Source organism: Allobosea sp. OAE752, assembly GCF_050433265.1.
In the GTDB taxonomy this organism is placed as follows: Bacteria; Pseudomonadota; Alphaproteobacteria; order Rhizobiales; family Beijerinckiaceae; genus Allobosea; species Allobosea spartocytisi.
The window spans coordinates 192,276-209,507 of the sequence record NZ_JBNPXO010000006.1 but is presented as its reverse complement, the minus strand read 5'-3'; the positions used below and the strand labels follow the sequence as shown (position 1 = coordinate 209,507).

At 65.4% G+C, this 17,232-nt stretch carries 16 protein-coding genes; 6 read left to right on the top strand and 10 right to left on the bottom strand.

The genetic code is table 11. The features are described 5' to 3' along the window. Positions 1–94 precede the first annotated feature (94 nt). Positions 95–1,045, bottom strand: a complete 951-nt coding sequence (locus GGC47_RS17575; RefSeq protein WP_142023119.1) for a LysR substrate-binding domain-containing protein — start codon at positions 1,043–1,045, stop codon at positions 95–97. A gap of 121 nt (positions 1,046–1,166) precedes the next feature. Here GGC47_RS17575 and GGC47_RS17570 point away from each other — a divergent pair, with 121 nt between their 5' ends. The 4 genes from GGC47_RS17570 (at position 1,167) to GGC47_RS17555 (ending at position 6,273) form a co-directional block, all read left to right on the top strand. Next, a complete protein-coding gene (locus tag GGC47_RS17570) occupies positions 1,167–3,257 on the top strand; it encodes an oxidoreductase (protein ID WP_185748042.1) in 2,091 nt (696 codons plus the stop codon). Positions 3,258–3,455: 198 nt separating this feature from the next. Next, positions 3,456–4,478 (top strand): ABC transporter substrate-binding protein, encoded by a 1,023-nt coding sequence (locus GGC47_RS17565; protein ID WP_142023117.1) that lies wholly within the window; start codon positions 3,456–3,458, stop codon positions 4,476–4,478. Continuing rightward, on the top strand, positions 4,475–5,515 hold the full coding sequence (locus GGC47_RS17560; protein ID WP_142023116.1) for a FecCD family ABC transporter permease: 1,041 nt from the start codon (positions 4,475–4,477) through the stop codon (positions 5,513–5,515). Before GGC47_RS17565 ends, GGC47_RS17560 begins: the two co-directional genes overlap by 4 nt. Then, positions 5,512–6,273 carry an ABC transporter ATP-binding protein gene (locus GGC47_RS17555; protein ID WP_142023115.1) on the top strand — a complete coding sequence of 254 codons (762 nt, stop codon included), beginning with the start codon at positions 5,512–5,514 and terminating at the stop codon, positions 6,271–6,273. The genes GGC47_RS17560 and GGC47_RS17555 overlap by 4 nt, the downstream gene beginning before the upstream one ends. 72 nt (positions 6,274–6,345) lie before the next feature. Here GGC47_RS17555 and GGC47_RS17550 read toward each other — a convergent pair whose 3' ends face one another. From GGC47_RS17550 to GGC47_RS17520, 7 genes are all read right to left on the bottom strand, one after another. After that, positions 6,346–7,671, bottom strand: coding sequence for an NAD(P)/FAD-dependent oxidoreductase (locus GGC47_RS17550; RefSeq protein WP_142023114.1), 1,326 nt, complete (start codon positions 7,669–7,671; stop codon positions 6,346–6,348). Beyond that, positions 7,664–8,428: an amino acid ABC transporter ATP-binding protein gene (locus GGC47_RS17545; protein ID WP_142023113.1), complete on the bottom strand. Its 765-nt coding sequence runs from the start codon at positions 8,426–8,428 to the stop codon at positions 7,664–7,666. Before GGC47_RS17545 ends, GGC47_RS17550 begins: the two co-directional genes overlap by 8 nt. After that, on the bottom strand, positions 8,425–9,924 hold the full coding sequence (gene argH / locus GGC47_RS17540) for an argininosuccinate lyase (RefSeq protein ID WP_142023112.1): 1,500 nt from the start codon (positions 9,922–9,924) through the stop codon (positions 8,425–8,427). The genes GGC47_RS17545 and argH overlap by 4 nt, the downstream gene beginning before the upstream one ends. A 36-nt stretch (positions 9,925–9,960) precedes the next feature. Next, entirely contained in the window at positions 9,961–10,677 is a 717-nt protein-coding gene (locus GGC47_RS17535; RefSeq protein WP_142023111.1) for an amino acid ABC transporter permease, read from the bottom strand. A gap of 10 nt (positions 10,678–10,687) precedes the next feature. Next, positions 10,688–11,350 carry an amino acid ABC transporter permease gene (locus GGC47_RS17530; RefSeq protein WP_112764357.1) on the bottom strand — a complete coding sequence of 221 codons (663 nt, stop codon included), beginning with the start codon at positions 11,348–11,350 and terminating at the stop codon, positions 10,688–10,690. Between the two features lie 72 nt (positions 11,351–11,422). Further along, positions 11,423–12,265, bottom strand: a complete 843-nt coding sequence (locus tag GGC47_RS17525; RefSeq protein ID WP_142023110.1) for a transporter substrate-binding domain-containing protein — start codon at positions 12,263–12,265, stop codon at positions 11,423–11,425. Further along, positions 12,262–13,455: a threonine synthase gene (locus GGC47_RS17520; protein ID WP_210245703.1), complete on the bottom strand. Its 1,194-nt coding sequence runs from the start codon at positions 13,453–13,455 to the stop codon at positions 12,262–12,264. Before GGC47_RS17520 ends, GGC47_RS17525 begins: the two co-directional genes overlap by 4 nt. A gap of 106 nt (positions 13,456–13,561) precedes the next feature. Here GGC47_RS17520 and GGC47_RS17515 point away from each other — a divergent pair, with 106 nt between their 5' ends. Further along, positions 13,562–14,494 (top strand): LysR substrate-binding domain-containing protein, encoded by a 933-nt coding sequence (locus tag GGC47_RS17515; RefSeq protein WP_142023108.1) that lies wholly within the window; start codon positions 13,562–13,564, stop codon positions 14,492–14,494. Positions 14,495–14,817: 323 nt separating this feature from the next. Here the strand turns inward: GGC47_RS17515 and GGC47_RS17510 are convergent, their stop codons facing one another. After that, positions 14,818–16,068 carry an FAD-dependent oxidoreductase gene (locus tag GGC47_RS17510; protein ID WP_429068562.1) on the bottom strand — a complete coding sequence of 417 codons (1,251 nt, stop codon included), beginning with the start codon at positions 16,066–16,068 and terminating at the stop codon, positions 14,818–14,820. A gap of 67 nt (positions 16,069–16,135) precedes the next feature. On the opposite strand from GGC47_RS17510, the gene GGC47_RS17505 reads away from it, so the two are divergent. Next, positions 16,136–16,729, top strand: a complete 594-nt coding sequence (locus GGC47_RS17505) for a TetR/AcrR family transcriptional regulator C-terminal domain-containing protein (protein ID WP_142023106.1) — start codon at positions 16,136–16,138, stop codon at positions 16,727–16,729. Between the two features lie 45 nt (positions 16,730–16,774). Here the strand turns inward: GGC47_RS17505 and GGC47_RS17500 are convergent, their stop codons facing one another. After that, positions 16,775–17,221, bottom strand: a complete 447-nt coding sequence (locus tag GGC47_RS17500) for a LysR family transcriptional regulator (RefSeq protein WP_142023105.1) — start codon at positions 17,219–17,221, stop codon at positions 16,775–16,777. Positions 17,222–17,232: the final 11 nt, after the last annotated feature.

The following is a 17,232-nucleotide window of genomic DNA, read 5'->3' as shown; positions in this document are numbered from 1 at the left end:
GCGCTGCAGCGCCTCTTGCCGGCGCAAGCCGCTCCCGACCACCTCGACGCCCTGCTTTTCTGAAGCGAAACCGGTCCGCCGCCGGCTCCCGCGATCAGCTCCCGATGGACAGGCCATCCATGCCGGCGAGCGCATCGAGCTCTTTCGCGATCCCAGCCTGGAGCCAGAGAGCGATCTCGACGACGACGGGGCTCAGGGGCTTGGACCGGGGCGCGACCAGGCTATGGTGCTGGCCGGTGCGGATGACGAGATCCGAGGCAGGCACCAGCATGCCCTTCAGCAGCATGCTCGCGATGACGCTGACCCAGCCGAGCGCGATGCCCTCGCCGTTGAGAGCGGCCTGGAGAATGACGGAGTAATCCGTGAATTCGTGCCAGACGCCGCGGGACGTGCCGCGATGGGCGACGTTGCCCCATTCCTTGGCCCATTTGGGGGTCGCATGGTCCGTCAGCCACAGGAACACATGTCCGGCCCCATCGCCCTTATGGTCGAGCGGGCCGCGGGCGCTGAGATAGGCCGCGCTGCACACCGGGAAAATGATCTCGGGCGCGAAAGACCAGCGATGAAAGCTTTCATCGTCGGCGGCGACGATGCGCGTGGCGAGATCGACATTGTCCGGGATGCCGCGCAGGACGCCCGGAACCAGATCGAAGCGGATATCGACCTGCGGGAATGCCGCATTGAACTCGCCGAGACGCGGCAGCAGCCAATGGGCCACGAAAGAGCTCGACATCGAAAGCGTGACGACAGGTTTCGTCGAACTCTTGCGACGCTGGATCGCCTCGATGGTCTCGGCAATACGGGTGACGGCCTCACCGAGGACGTCATGGAGCGCGCGCCCATCGATGGTCAGCTCGATTCCACGCGCGCGGCGTTCGAAGAGCTTGACCCCGATGGCCGCCTCCAGCTCGGCGACGCTGCGGCTGATCGAGGGTTGGGTGACATTGAACTCGACCGCCGTCGCCGTGAAGCTGCCGGTGCGTGCCGCGGCCTCGAAGATCAGCAGCCCGCGCGCCGACGGAACCAGGTGAGGAAGAAGAGCCATACGCTCAGCGTATCCCTCGCCAAGCTTTTTTCAATCTACTCCGCTTCCGGCATCTGCCGCAGGATCGCAGGGGGATCAGCCATATGACAGCGGCTGCGCAGCTTCGCAACTGCCATCACGCATGCGTATAGGCTTTGGCTTTGGCGAGGACAATTCGGTGAGTGCAGCACAGCTAACCGTCGCTCCCGCGCCCGGTGCAAGCCTCGACCCGCTTCTCGAGGCGTTCGCGATCAAGAAACTGCGTTTCCGGAATCGCATCGTCAGCACCAGCCACGCCTCCATGCTCGACGATGGCGGGCTGCCGCTGGAGCGCTATCAGCGCTACCATGAGGAGAAGGCCCGCGGCGGGCTCGCCATGACGATGATCGGCGGCTCGGCGATGACCTCCCCCGACTCCAGCTGGGGCGGCGGCCAGCTCGATCTCTCCAGCGACCGCATCATTCCGCATCTGTCGCAATTATCGGCGCGCATCCATGGCCATGGCGCGGCGGTGATGTGCCAGGTCTCGCATCTCGGCCGCCGCGCCACCTCCTATGGCTGGAACTGGCTGCCGGTGCTGGCGCCGTCGCGCGTGCGCGAGACGCGCAACCGCAACTTTCCCAAGGAAATGGATGAGGCGGATATCGCGCGGATCATCCGGGATTACGCCGATGCGGCGCTGCGTTGCATGGAGGGCGGGCTCGACGGCGTCGAGACCGTGACGGGAGGCCATCTCATCGGCCAGTTCCTGTCGCCGCTCACCAACAAGCGCAGGGATCGCTTCGGCGGCTCGCCCGAGAACCGCGCCCGCTTCGGCCTGATGGTCCATGAGGCCATTCGCAAGCGCGTCGGTGACGACGCCGTGGTCGGCATCCGCTTCGTGATCGACGAAGGCGTCGCCGATGGATCGGGGTTCGAGGACTGCGTGCAGCTCGCCCGCATCTTCGAGCGCGAGGGGCACATCGATTACTTCAACTGCATCTACGGCCGCATGGACACCGATCTGGCGCTGGCGGAAGACAACATGCCCGGCCTGTTCCAGCGCAGCGCGCCCTATCTCGACAAGGTGGCGCAATTCCGCCGCGAGACGAAGCTGCCGCTGATCCATGCCGGCGGTATCCGTGATATCGCGACGGCCCGCCATACGATCCGCGAGGGCATCGTCGACCTGATCGGCATGACCCGCGCCCATATCGCCGACCCGCATATCGTCAACAAGCTCATCCGGGGCGATGAGGAGCGGATCAGGCCCTGTGTCGGGGCCTCCTACTGCCTCTACAAGAAGGTCAACTGCATCCATAACCCCGCCAGCGGACGCGAGACCGTGCTCGGTCACGAGGTGAAGCCGGCTTCGCGGCGGCTGAAAGCCATCGTCGTCGGCGGCGGCCCCGCCGGCCTTGAAGCTGCCCGCGTCTGCGCCGAGCGCGGCCATTCCGTCATCCTGTTCGAGGCGGCGCCCAGGCTCGGCGGCCAGCTGCTCGTAGCAACGGCCGCGGTCGAACGGCGCGACCTGATCGGCATCGTCGACTGGCGGATCGGCGAATTGGCGCGGCTCGGCGTCGATATCCGCACGAACTGCTATGTCGAGGCCGACGCGGTGCGCGCCGAGGAGCCCGACCTCGTCATCATCGCCACGGGCGGCGTTCCCGACACCGACTGGCTGGAGGGTGCCGAGCTCTGCGACACAGTCTGGGACGTGCTGACCGGAACGGTGCCGGGCAAGGACGATGTGCTCGTCTATGATGGAACCGGGCGGCAGGCGGCGGCGTCCTGCGTCCTGCATCTCGCCCAGCAGGGCAAGACGGTCTCGATCGCCACCCCGGACGACGCGCTTGCCGTCGAGATGTCCTATATCGACAGATCCGGCTTCAGGAAGCGCTTTGCGGAGCTTGGCATCCGCTCCTTCACCGAGGTCAGGCTGGAGAAGGTCGAACGCCGAGGCAACGCCCTTCAGGCCAGCTTCCGCCATGAGCTGACCGGTGCGCAAAGCCGGATCGAAGCGAGCCAGATCGTCGTCGAGCACGGCACATTGCCCGCCGCCGAGATCTATCACGCGCTGAGAGCGCTCTCGGCCAATGACGGTGTCACCGATACCGCTTTCATGGTCGGCGATGCGGAGGCTGAAGCGCCTCCGGCTGGCAGCTTCCTTCTGCATCGCATCGGCGACGCCGTGTCGAGCCGGGACATCTATTCATCGATCTACGAGGCCTACCGGCTCTGCTCGAAGCTTTGAGCGGGGGCGCCCGGACGACGGACATGGCATCGTCGCATGGCCCTTGCGAATCTCCGCAGGGGAAGCACTGTTCATGCCGCCGGAAAGTAAATCGTCGCCGTAATTTAGAATATTTATAATGTTTTGGCCTCGGCTAGCCCTTTTCTCGCAGGGCCGTTAAGAGGTCGCCCCACAGACAACTTTCCTTGGACATGACGCGTGGGCAGCTTCAAATCGCTTGTGATCGCGGCCGGGCTTTGCGCTGCCGGCGGCGTTGCGACCCCGGTTGCGGCAGCTCCGAACAGCTACCCCCTGACGCTCGACAATTGCGGCGTGAAGGTCATCTTCCAGAAGGCTCCGCAGCGGGCCATCGGTCTCGGCCAGAACAGCGCCGAGATCATGCTGCTGCTCGGGTTGCAGGACAGGATGGTGGGCACCGCCTTCTGGCCAAGCAAGGTCCTGCCGCAGCTTGCCGAAGCCAATGCCAAGGTGAAGCTCCTGACCGTGGAGTTCCCGACCTTCGAGAGCCTCCTCGCCGAGAGGCCGGATTTCGTCGCAGCCGCCCTTCCCACGCTGCTCGGTCCGAGCAGCAAGGTCGCCAAGCGCGAGGATTTCGAGCGTGTCGGCATTCCCAGCTATCTGTCCCCCAGCACCTGTCTCGATACGAAGGGCAGCAAGGACGCCTATGGCAGCCGCGCCCAGCTCTGGAGCACGGATGCGCTCTATCAGGAGATCGACGAGCTCTCGCGGATCTTCGACGTCGCCGATCGCGGCCAGGCCCTGATCACCGATTTCAAGGCGCGTGAGGCGGCGCTGCGCGCCAGCGTGACGCCGGGCGACCGGAAACTCTCCTACGTCTTCTGGTTCTCCAGCCCCTCCCCATCTGCCGACGCCTATCTCGGCGGCAAGAACGGCGCCTCCGGGTTCATCGCCGACCTGCTCGGCGGTCGCAACGCCATACAGACCGAGGCCGAATGGCCGACGCTTGGCTGGGAAGGCATCATCGCGGCGAAGCCCGACGTGATCGTCGTCGCCAGCCTCGACCGCAATCGCTGGGAGCTCGACAAGCCGGAGGCCAAGATCAAGTTCCTGACCACGGACCCGGCCGTCAGCCAGCTCGCCGCCGTCAGGAACAAGGCGGTCGTGGTCATGGATGGGCAGGCGATGAACCCCACCGTCCGGACGATCTACGGCGCCGAACAGGTGGCGCAGCAGTTGAAAGCGCTCGGCCTGCTGAAGTGAACGGGGAATACGGCGCCCTTCAGGGCAAGGCGGCCCTGGCCGGCCTGCTGCTGGGATCGCTGGCGGCGATCGGGCTCGCCATCGGTCTCAGCGTCGGCATCGGCGACCTGCCGATCCCGCTCGGCACGACGCTCGCCGCCGTGACCAACCGGCTGGGTTGGACGACGGTCGAGATCGATCGCGTCTACGAGACGGTGATCTGGGATTACCGCTTGAGCCGCGCTCTGGTCGCCGCCTTCTGTGGCGCCGGCCTCGCGCTCTCCGGCGCGATCATGCAGTCGCTGCTGCGCAACCCGCTCGCGGAACCCTATGTGCTCGGCATCTCGGCAGGCGCATCGACCGGCGCGGTCGCCATCATCATCCTGGGTCTGGGCGGCGGCGTTCTCTCGCTGTCCGGCGGCGCGTTCCTCGGCGCCTTCGCCGCCTTCTGCTTCGTCGCCCTGCTCTCGAACGGCACGCGCGGCGGCGCCGACCGCACCATCCTGGCGGGCGTAGCGGCTTCGCAGCTCTTCAATGCCGCGACCTCCTATATCGTCACCACCTCCGGCAACGCCCAGCAGGCCCGCGACGTCATGTTCTGGCTTCTCGGCAGCTTCGGCGGCGTGCGCTGGCCGGAGTTCATGCTGGTTTCGATGGTCGTCAGCCTCGGGCTCGTCGCCTGCCTCTGCTATGCCCGGACGCTCGACACCTTCGCCTTCGGCGACGAAACGGCCGCCTCCCTCGGCGTCAATGTCGGCCGGGCCCGGATCGTCCTCTTTGCCCTCACCGCCATGATGACCGCGACCATCGTCAGCATGGTCGGCTCCATCGGCTTTGTCGGCTTGATCGTGCCCCATACCGCCCGGGCCCTGATCGGCCCCCTCCATGTCCGGCTCCTGCCGGCCTGCGTGCTGATCGGCGCGGTCTTCATGGTCTTGGCGGATGTCGCTTCGCGCGCCCTGATCCCACAACAGGTGCTCCCGATCGGCGTCGTCACCGCTCTCGTCGGCGTGCCGTTCTTCTCGATCATCCTCTACCGGCTGCAGCGTGCCTCATGAGCATCACGGCAGAGAATCTGGTCTGGCGGATCGGAAGCAGGACGATCGTCGACGGCGTCTCCTTTGCCGCCGAGCCCGGACGGATGCTGGGATTGCTCGGCCCCAACGGCTCCGGCAAGACCTCGCTCCTGCGCCTTTTGACCGGTCTGAAGCGCCCGCAATCGGGCCGCGTGCTGCTGGATGGAAGCGATCTCGCATCGCTGGGTGCTCGAACGGTGGCGCGTCGTGTCGCCTTCGTCGAGCAGCATGCGACCACCAGCGCCAATCTCCGTGTCGTCGATGTCGTCCGGCTCGGACGGTTTCCGCATCGCTCCTGGATGTCCCGCTGGACCCATGCGGACGACCGTGCCGTGGACGAGGCGCTCCAGCGCGCCGGCATGCAGGACCGGCGCAACGAGCGCTGGCAGAGCCTGTCGGGCGGCGAGAAGCAGCGCACGCATATCGCCAGGGCGCTCGCGCAGACGCCGACCGAGCTGATCCTCGACGAGCCGACCAACCATCTCGACATCCAGCACCAGATCGGCGTGCTGAAGCTCGTCGCGAGCCTGCCGATCACCAGCGTGGTCGCCCTGCACGACCTCAACCACGCCGCCATGTTCTGCGACCGGGTGATCGTCATGCAGCAAGGCCGGATCGTGGCGTCCGGACCGCCGGACGCGGTGATCAGCGAAACGCTCCTCCGGGAGGTCTTTTCGGTCGAGGCGCGCGTCGAGGCGTCTCCTCACCATCACAGGCCGCATATCCACTATCTGCGGTGACCGCGGCGCGCCCTGCTGCGGGGTGAGGCTGCCGCGAGCAACTCGGCGGTTTTTTTGCCGCCGTCATTTCCTTCAGAACCGCGCCAGTCGGCGATCGATCGCGTCCTGCAGATGGTACCAGCCGCTGACGATGGGCAGGAACCAGGGGCGGCCATCGTAGAGCGGTACCGGAATTTCGGGGAAGGCAGGGTCGTCGAAGGCGCTCCTGCGGTTCTGCTTCCCGAGCAGCTTCAGCGCCGATTGGTGGCCGAGATAGGTCATCAGCGCGACACCGTTGCCATTGCAGCCGACGGCGAAGTCGATACCGCCGAGCTTGCCCATATGCGCGATCTTGTCCGCGGTCATGCCGACCTTGCCGCTCCAGCAATGCGTGACCTTGTAGCCGGCGAGTTGCGGCCAGACCTTCAGCATCATGGCGTGAAGGCGCGGCGCCGCCTCCCGTTCCGGCACGTTGAGCATGCCGGGCCGGCTGCCGAACAGGATGCGCGTGCCGTCCGGAGACGGGCGGGTATAGATCAGCTCGCGCTTGGAATCGGTGATCATGCGCCGGCCGGGATTGATCTCGGCCATCAGCTCCGGCGGCAGCGGCTCGGTCGCGATCTGGTAGCTGCGCACGCCGACGATCCGCTTGTGCAGGAAGCCGCTCGCCTTGTCGCTGTAGCCGTTGGTGCCGAAGAAGACATGGCGCGCGCGAACCATGCCGCGACCGGTCTCGACCTCGTGGAAGCCGTTCGCCAGCGGGCCGACCTTGAGGACCGGGGCATGCGAGCGCAGCTTTGCGCCATTGGCCTGCGCGAGGCGGCGCAGGGCCCGGTGATACTTCGCCGGATGGAGGCCGCCATAATCGTCGATGACGATGCCGCCATGGTAGAAATCCGTCTTCGTGATCTCGTGCTGCCGCGATTTCGGAATCTCGTGGACGGTGACGCCGGTGTGCTTCGCCAGCAATTCGCCATGGCGGCGCAGCCGGTCGTAATGACCAGGCACATGGGCGCCGAAATAGCGGCCGAAGACGCCGAGATCGGCATCGAGCTCCTTCTCGCGGATCAGGCTCTTGAGGTGCTCGTAGGATGACAGCGAATCCTCCAGAAGCCGTTCCATGCGCGCGGCATCGACGCCCTTGATCGCGCCGCCGATGACGAGCTTCTGGCCGCTCGAGACCATGCCGCCGGAGCGCGTCGAGGCGCCGGCGCCGAGTTCCTCCGCGTCGACGACCGTGACGTCGACACCATTGCGAGCCAGTTCGGCCGCAGCCGAGAGGCCGCAATAGCCTGAGCCGACGACAAGGATATCGGTCTCCTCCGGCAGCGGGTCACGTGCGGTCTCGGGCGGGGCCGCGTCCCACCAGTACGGATCGGTTGTGAAGTTCGGCGCCAGAACGCCGGTCGGCTCAGCCATGGGCGGCCTCTCCGAAGGATCTGATGTTGGACAGGAAAGTGCGGGTGCGCTCGTGCCGTGGTGCGCCGAAGAAGGCATCCGGCGGCCCCTCCTCGACGATCTGCCCCTCCGCCATGAACACCACGCGATCGGCAACCTCGCGGGCAAAGCCCATCTCGTGCGTGACGACGACCATGGTCGTGCCCTCCCGGGCAAGATCCTTCATCACGTCGAGGACGCTGCCGATCGTCTCAGGATCCAGTGCGGATGTGGGCTCATCGAAGAGGATCGCCTTCGGCCGCATGGCGAGCGCGCGGACGATGGCGACGCGCTGCTGCTGCCCGCCGGACAGGGCAGACGGATAATCCAGCGCCTTGTGGGCAAGGCCGACGCGCGTCAGCAGCGCCCGCGCCTCCTCCTCGGCCTTGGCGCGCGGCACGCCCCGGCGGCGCTCCGGCGTGATCGTCATGTTGCGCAGTACGCTCAGATGCGGGAACAGCGCGTAGTCCTGGAAGACCATGCCGACCTCGGTCCGCATCTGCTGCCAGGCGCTCTCGTGGTGGATATCGACCGGTTTTCCGGCGATGTGGAGCGTGCCTTCGTCTGGCCGGACGAGGCCGTTAATGCAGCGGATCAGCGTACTCTTGCCGGAGCCGCTCGGCCCGATCAGGACCACGACGCTACCGGCCTCGACATCGAGATCGATGCCGCTGAGCGCCCGATGCGCACCGAAGCGCTTGCCGATGCCGCGCAAGCTGATCAGCGGCCGGGCGCTCATGCGGCGAGCTCCCGCATGGCGCGTTTCAGCTCCTCGCGCGCGCCCTGCAGATCCCCGCGCTTGCGTGCCAGAACGCCACGGCGATTTTCGAGCCGCGCCTGCGCCGCCTCCACCGCCTGCGCGACCGCATCCGGGGCCGGCCCGCCGGGAACGAGGCGCGCAGCGACGCTGGCCGCCGGGTCGAGGCTCTCGCGGACGCGATCCGCCGGCAGGCCGAGCGACCGGCCAAGCTGATCCTGGGCTGCCGCATCGACCATCCCGGTGGTGATGCCGTCGGCGGCGAGGCCGGCATCCATCGCCGCGCGGACGACCCCGCCAACGACGTGATGCGCCTCGCGGAACGAGAGATCGGCCTCCCGCACCATCAGGTCGGCAAGATCGGTCGCGGAGGCGAAATCCTCGGTGACGCGGCGCTTCATCAAGGCCGCGTTCGGCCGGGCCGTGGCGATGATCAGATCGAAGAGCGAGAGGCAGCGCAGCGTCTCCTCGCCCGCCTCCCAGACCCCGCGCATCCCCTCGCGATTGCCGTCGATGGTGTTGGTGAAATGCGTGCCCTTCACCGCCGTCGCGGAGGCGACGTAGAGGCCGAGCAGATGCCCGGCCTTGCCCTTGAGATGTTCGAGCACCACCGGGTTCTTCTTCTGCGGCATGATGCTCGACGTGCCGGTCACCCGATCCGGGAACTCGATCGTCTGGAATTCGTGCGAGACCATCACATGGTAGTCCTGCGCCACGCGGCTCCACCCCAATGCGATCTGGGTGAGCGCCGACAGGATCTCGAGCCCGAAATCCCGGGTCGCGACGGCATCAAGGGCATTTTCCACCAGCCCCTGGAAGCCGAGTGAGCGTGCGACCGCGTCCCGGTCGATCGCGAAGGTCGTGCCGGCAAGCGCGCCTGCTCCGAGCGGACTGATATTGGTGCGCGCCCAGGCATCCGTCAGGCGGCCGTGGTCGCGTTCGAGCGACTGCGCGACGCCGGCGAGATAGAAGCCGTAGGTGATGGGCTGCGCCGGCTGGAGATGGGTGTAGCCCGGCATCACCACCTCCCGGAAGCGGAAGGCTCCGTCCAGCGCGTGCTCCTCGACCGAGAGAAGAGCCTGGCTCGCGTCGAGCAGCAGGTCGCGGGCGCGCAGCCGGTCGATTCCCGAGGTCAGGTCATTGCGGCTGCGGGCGATATGCATCCGCCCGCCGGCCTCGGTCCCGATCAGCTTGATCAGGTGCGCTTCGAAATTGAAGTAGGAATCCTCGCGTTGCGGGTCGAGTTCGACGACCTCGGGCCCGTCGGCCTCCATGCGCAGGAGCCCGACGGCAAGCGCTTTCGCAGCCTGCGGAGAGATCAGCCCGCAGCGCGCGAGCATCAGCACATGGGCCTGGTTGAGGTCGCTCATATAGCCGAAGACGGTGCGGAAATCCCGCGCGAGCCGCGGCGCGTAGATGTGCTCGCAGACCTCCTCGGCGACCTTCTCGGTCAGACGGCGGCTGACTTTCGATTCCATGACGGCTTCCCCAGTATCCAGGTGAGTTTGCGAAGATCAGGGCAGTTGCGCTGCCGGCGCGGCCGAGGAGATCGCCTCCGGACGGGCTTGCGGGCGGTCGCGCTTCAGCCGGTGCTCCAGCCAGCGGCCGAACCAGGTCAGCGTCGAGCAGATGACGAAATAGGTGAGCAGGACCGCGGCATAGACGGTGAAGGCCGGATTCCAGCCCTCCATCATCGTCGTGCGCTCGACGATGATCTGCCCGACCTTGAAGAACTCGTTGACCCCGACGAGCGCGCCGAGCGACGTCGCCTGCACGAGCAGCGTCAAGAGCCCGACGAAGGGCGGCAGGATCGCGCGCAGGGCCTGCGGGCCGGTGATGAAGAGATAGATTTCCCAGGTCTTCAGCCCGAGCGCGGCGGCGCTCTGCCATTGATGCCTCGGCACCGCATTGAAGCCGCCGCGGACGATCTCGATGCCGTTGGCGCTGCCCCAGACCGAAAGCCCCACCGTCACGGCCGCGAAGGGCGACAGCTCCAGCCCGAAGAGCGGCGCGACGAAGAACACGAAGAAGATGTTCACGATCAGCGGAATGTCGCGGAAGAGCTCGACATAGATCTTCACCAGCACGCGCAGCCAGCCGAAGCGCAGCGTCGCCAGCGTGCCGAGCACGAAGGAGATGATCGTCGCGAAGAACAGCGTCGCCAGCGCCAGGCCCAGCGTCATGGCGAGGCCTTGCAGGATGAAGGGAAAATTGCGGATCAGCAGCTCCATCTGCGCCCCCTCAATGCCTGAACGGCGCGTTGAGCCGGTATTCCAGCCGGCTCGCGAGGAATGAGAGGGCGAGGACCAGCAGGAGGTAGATCACGCAGATCGCGGAGAACATCTCGATGGTGCGGAAATCCATCGAGATCCGGTCGATCGCGACATAGGTCAGCTCGGCCAGGCCGATCGCCTGCAGATAGGAGGAGTTCTTCAGGAGCGAGATCGAGGTGTTCAGCATCGACGGCAGGCTGACGCGAATCGCCATCGGCGCAGCTACCAGGCGGAAATAGCGCCAGGGCGACAGGCCCAGCGAGAAGGCGGCCTCCCGCAGGCCCTTGCCCACTGTCTCGAGCCCGCCGCGGATATTCTCGATCTGGTAGGCGCCGGCCCAGATGGTGAGGCAGAGCACGCCCGACCAGAACAGCGAGAGTCTGAGGCCCAGGCCCGGCAGGCCATAGAAGATGAAGAAGAGCTGGGCCAGCAGCGGCGTGTTGCGGATGAACTCGACATAGCCGACGACAAGCTTGTCGAGCACCGGCACTTGCAGCACGCGCGCCGCCGCGCCGAACACGCCGACCAGAATCGAGAGCACGATCGAGAGCGCGCTGACCTGCACCGTCAGCCACAGGCCGCGCATCAGCGCCGGCCATTGCGCAGTGAGATAGGCGAAGTCGAACTCCATGGCACGCGCTCCTCTCGCTGCCAGGCTGCCGGGGTGCCGGGAGCGCGAACCGCTCCCGGCGCTTGCCTGCGCTCAGCGCGCGCTGGGCTTCGGCTTGGTGAAGGCGTCGACGTAGAAGGGCCGGATATCGGCCGGGATCCACTTGTCGACCCATTTGCCGTAGAGGCCCTCGGCCTTCATTCGGTCGAGCGCGGCATCGACATAGGCGAGCCATTCCGGCTCGTTCTTGCGCACCCCGACGGCGGCGTCCGAGACGGCGAAGGGCTCGCCGACGAGCCGCAGGCTCGGATCCTTGGCGGCGATGACCACGAGCGTGGCGGCATCATGCGTATAGGCGTCGCCGCGGCCCTGTTTCAGCGCCTGCAGCGCATCGGATGCCGTGTTCAGCCTCAGGCCCTCGAGCTTGGGCATGTTGTCCTCGAACCATTTCGCCTGGGTCGAGCCCTTGAGCATGATCACGGTCTTGCCGGCGACATCGTCGAGCTTCTTGATCGGGCTGTCCTTGGCGACGAGCATGTCCGAACCGCCCCAGCGATAAGGCTTGGAGAAGTCGATCACGCGGGCGCGCTCGGGCGTGACGCCGAGCGTGGCGATCAGGATATCGACCTTCTTGCCGGCCAGCTGCGGGATGCGGTTCTCGGCCGTCACGCAGGTCAGCTCGATCTTGTCCGGCGAGCCAAAGGCCCAGGCAGCGATCTGGATCGCCATCTCGGTCTCGACGCCGGCGAACTTGCCGGTTTCGTCCTTGTAGCCATAGGGCGGCTGGTCGCAGCGCACCCCGGCCTTGAGGACGCCTGCGGATTTGATCGCTTCCGGTAGGGGAGGCAGACTCTGGGCCTGGGCCCCGAGCGAGAGCGTGAAGGCGGTGGCGGCGAAAGCCGAGAGCGCCGATAGGCGCGAGACGAGCGTGGTCATCCGTTTTCCCTCTGTTGGACCGATGGATCGGTTCTCTGTGGTGAAACGCCGGTCGTTGCCGGCTGTGCGAGCGCCCCGTCCGAGGCAGCTTCATCCTGGGGTCTCGCAGCCATGTCGCTGTCGCCGGGATCGCGCGATCCCGAGCCGGTGAGCACGATCACGGCGTGGCGGCCCGCGAGCCCACCGCCTGCGGCGAGTATGGCCAGCGCAGCCAATGCGGAGGCCGCGGACAGCTCGGCATGGAGCCCGCAGGCCGCGAGGCGGCGTTGCGCCGCCCGCGCTGCCCCATCATCGACCGGAATAGCGCGGCCGGCGCTGGCACGCAGCGCCTCGACCGCCTGCCATGTCACCGTGCTGCCGGCGATCGAAGCCTGGGCGGTGTCGCCGGCAAACGGCTCGCGATAATCGGCGCCGGCGAGCACCCGCTCCAGCCGCGCGAAGGGCTCGGCCGCGACCAGCATCGGCACACCCGCGCCGATCTCCTCGAAGCCGAGGCGGATGCCGGACAGAAGATCCCCGCGCGAACAGGGCATGACGACGAGATCGGGCATCGTCCCCGCTGCCAGCTCCGCCGCGATCGTCTTGTAGCCTTCGATACCGAAGGGGTTGGTGCCGATGGCCGGCACCTTGTAGTTCGTCGCCGCGAAGGCTCCCTCGCCGACGCGCTTCGCGAGATGCTTCCAGCGGGCCATGCTGTCGGCAAAGCGCACCAGCGTCGCGCCATATGCGGTGATCGCCCGGCGATAGACCCGCGGCAGCGCTTCGGTGGTCGCGATCTCCGCGGAGAGCCCGGCACGGGCGGCGTACGCCGCCACCGAGAGGCCGCCATTGCCGCTCGACGCCGCCACGACGCGTGCGGCGCCGCGATCGAGAGCCCGCGCGATCAGCTGCGCGCTCATCCGGTCCTTGTGCGAGCCCGTCGGGTTGCACCATTCGAGCTTTGCGGACAGCTTGCCGAGCTTCAGCTCGCTCGCCAGCTCAGGCAGCTCGACCAGTGGTGTGCCGCCTTCACCCAGAGAGAGGGCCTCGGGATAGGGCAGCGAGGCGCCGCGCCCGCCGGGCAAATAGGTCAGCCGCAGATTGGACGCATGTCCCTCGGCGGCGCAGCGCGGGCAACCCGCCTCGTACTCCGCGACCGGCCAGGGCTCGGCGCAGCGCAGGCAGGCCATGCCGGTGAGGCGGGACGTCACGGCGATGCTCGGACGCGTTGACATGGCCAAAAGTATTGTCTTGGCCATCTATCTGGTCAAATCTCAGTTTTTGGCTCTTCTATTCACCAGTGATATGAGCTTGCCGATGAATCTCCGACAGGTGGACGCGTTCCGGACCATCATCTTGCGCGGTTCGATGACGGCGGCGGCGCAGGAGCTGCGAACCTCCCAGCCCAGCATCAGCCGGCTGATCGCCGAGCTGGAGGCCGAGATCGACCTCAAGCTGTTCGAGCGGAAAGCGGGGCGGATTCGGCCGACGCAGGAGGGGCTGGCCTTCTATCGCGAGGTCGAACGCAGCTATATCGGGCTGGAGACCCTCTCCTACGCCGCGCGCGACATCCGCATCTTCGGGACGGGGCGCCTGCGCATCGCGGCGATGCCGGTGATGGCGCTGGGCTTCATTCCGCGCTGCATCCGGCGCTTCAAGGAGCGCTTTCCGCAAGTCAGCATCTCACTGCAGATGGGCCATGACGGCACGGTCACGCGCTGGATGTCGTCATCCTATTGCGACATCGGCTTCATCGCGAACGTGATCGACATTCCGCGCGTCGAACATCGCCCGCTCTACATGATCCCCGGCGTCTGCGCCCTTCCGCCGGGACACCGCCTGGCGAAACGCGACCGCATCACGCCCAAGGATCTCGAAGGCGAGGCCTTCATCTCGCTTTCGCTCGAGGATGGCGCGCGAGCCCGTGTCGACCGCATCTTCCAGGATGCGGGCGTGCGCCGCCATCTCGCGCTGGAAACGCCGTTCAGCGCGGCGATCTGCGCGCTTGTCGAGCAAGGGCTCGGCATCGGCATCGTCAATCCGATCGCCGCCGACGACTATCGGCGCAGCGGCATCGTCTTCCGGCCTTTCAAGCCGGAGGTGATGTTCCACGGCCATGCCATGTTCCCGAGCCACCACCGCACCGACCCCCTCGTCGATGGTTTTCTGGCCATCGTGCGCGAAGAGCTCGCCGGATACGAAACAACATCGGTGCGCCACGGGGGACCGGCTCCGCAAGGGCCGGTATGATGCCGCCCGCGCCGCGTCTACCGCGTGCTCAATGGATGGATAAACGACGACAAGGATCGACTGCACTTAAGCCGTCGATTTGATTGGCGCGCCATACAGGATAAAACTGCGAACACTTATGCGGTTGAAATAGCAATGTAATTTAGGTCAATCCGGAGCCAAATGCGCTGCAGTGAGAAACCGGCCCAGTGGAGCGCCTGCGGTTTTGCTGACGCGGACCGGGCAAAACTAGACCACCGCTGAGGATCCCAATTCCGAAACCAGAGAGATCAAGCCTTGATCAGCACGCGCCGTCTGCCCACCCGCACAAGGGTCTCATCAGGTCAGTCATGCCGAAGAAGCTCTGGGTATTTTGGCAGGAGCCACCTGCCATCTCTGTCGTCCGGCAATATTCTGGCGATGAGCTCAGGTATACGAAGAAACAAGGCCAATGCGGTCACGGCATGAAATGCAGATATCTGCCATCGCGCCCGGGGCATGCCCAGCTGAAGGAGAAAAGGCTTCACGCTGTCCTGGATTTCGTTCGCGAACGGCCGAAGCACGGCGTCATAATTCGCAAATGCCTGCCGCAGATCTCCTGAATTCCGACTGATCTCGCCGGCCAGAACGTATGCGCCAACGAGGCTGCCGGATATTCCCATGCCGCTGAAAGGTGAAGCGCAATGCGCAGCATCTCCAATGAGCACGACGCGTCGGTCCGACCAGGAATCGACGCGTACCTGCAAAACCTCCTGGGAGTAAAAGAAGTCTGCCGTGTTCATTCCCTCGATGAACCGTTCGGTTTGCCAACCCGCATCCCGAAACCGTTTCGCCCAGAATGCCTTCTGCCTATCGATAGGCTCTCTGTGAACTGACGACGCCTCGTCCGACTCGTCTCTCAGTACGAAGTAAACCTGGGTCTCTGCGGGATTATGGCTCCGGCGCATGACCATTCTGCCACCGGGCGCGATGTAGGTGTCGCGGATGTTGTTGTCCGACGTGATGCGCGGAATGAACCAGTATGCCATTTGAATCCCCATCCGTCGGTAGGGATCGGCGCCGGTCGGCAAGATGGCTTTCCGGATATGCGAACCTTGGCCGTCAGCGCCAACCAGAATGTCGAACTCTTCGGACGAGCCGTCAGTGAAGCGAGCGACGACATGTTTCTCGTCCTGTTCGAACTGCTCGACACTGCAGTCGAAGCGGTAATCGACCGTTTCTCTGGTCGCCTCGAAGAGAATGCGCATCAGATCCCCGCGCATGATCTCGTATTCGGATGTGAGCGACTGAGGACCTCGACCGGAGGTGTTGGCCATCAGCATCGCCTTGATCTCGCCTTTCGTGTTCACGAAAGCGACGCCGGGTTCGTCGACCAGCTTGGTTTTGATGGCATCGAGCAATCCCATGCACCGGGCTGCCTCGATGCCCTGGCCGCGGAGATCGACCTGTGCACCCGCTTTCCTGAGCACCGGAAAACGCTCGACGATCGTGACCCGATGACCGTTTCGGGCGAGCCAATAAGCCAAGGCCGCGCCGGCGACGCCGGCCCCGCATATCAAAACTTTCAACGAGAGTGCTCTCTCCGCGATCGCCATCCGATATCCCACTCTATCGCTGATAGGGTAGCTTTACCAGATACCCTATCAGCGATAGATTGTCAGCATGACAAAGCTAAATCGGGAAATTGTGGTTGCCGAAGCGCTCGACCTGCTGGACGAAGTTGGCTTGGACGCTTTCACTACCCGGCAGCTCGCGAAGCGCCTGGGAGTGGAGCAGCCGACACTCTACTGGCATTTTCGAACCAAGGGCCTCTTGCTCGCTGCCATGGCAGATGCCGCCATGGCGCCTCACAAGGCGACTCCCGTGCCGACGCCGGTCTATGATTGGCGTGACTGGTTCTTGGAGAACAACCGGAGCTTTCGCCAAACTCTGCTTGCGCGCCGCGACGGTGCCCGGCTTCACGCAGGATCACGACCCGGCGCGGACGATATGGAGCGGATCATGCAATACCTCGCCTTCCTGGTCGCGGCCGGGCTGCCGGAGCAGGAGGCAAGGATGGGGCTCTTCACGGCAAATCGCTTCACGGTCGGAAGCGTGTTGGAAGAGCAGGCCGACGCAGGTCGGGACGAGGTGAAAGACCAATCGATCGGCATTCCGCCGATCGATTATCGGTTTGCGTTTGAAGCGGGCTTGGCGCTCATCGCAGATGGCCTGGGCCGGCATCTTCGCCCATTGGAAGGCAATAGACCGCGATGAGCGCACGCCTTTCGACGTGGCGAGCGGAGGCCTGATTCAGACTCGCTACCGCGGCACGTTACCGTCGGGAGTCGTCATTTCGACCATCTGTTCGAGGTCTCGAGAAAACCGGCATTGCAGATCAATATAGATATGCGGATGGAGTGGGCTGAAACGCTGGATCAAGGCATCGCCGAAACAGGTGATGTAGTCGTCCGGCATCCCCAGAACGACGCGGCTCTCGGTGACCTTGTCGATGATCGACGAGAGAGCCTCGGCTTCAATGGCGTGGATGCGCCTGGCATAGGTCAGCAAGCGCTCGCCGGTGACCGTCAGCGTCACGCCGCGCTTCGAGCGATCGAACAACCGCTTTCCGATCCGATCTTCGAAACGCGCGATGGAAATGCTGACCGCAGCCTGGGTTTTCCGAAGCTGCTCGGCTGCGGCGGTGAAGCTTCCGAGATCGGCGACCGCTGCGAACGCAGCCAGGGCCTCGCTATCGAAGTGGCGCATAAACTCTCTCT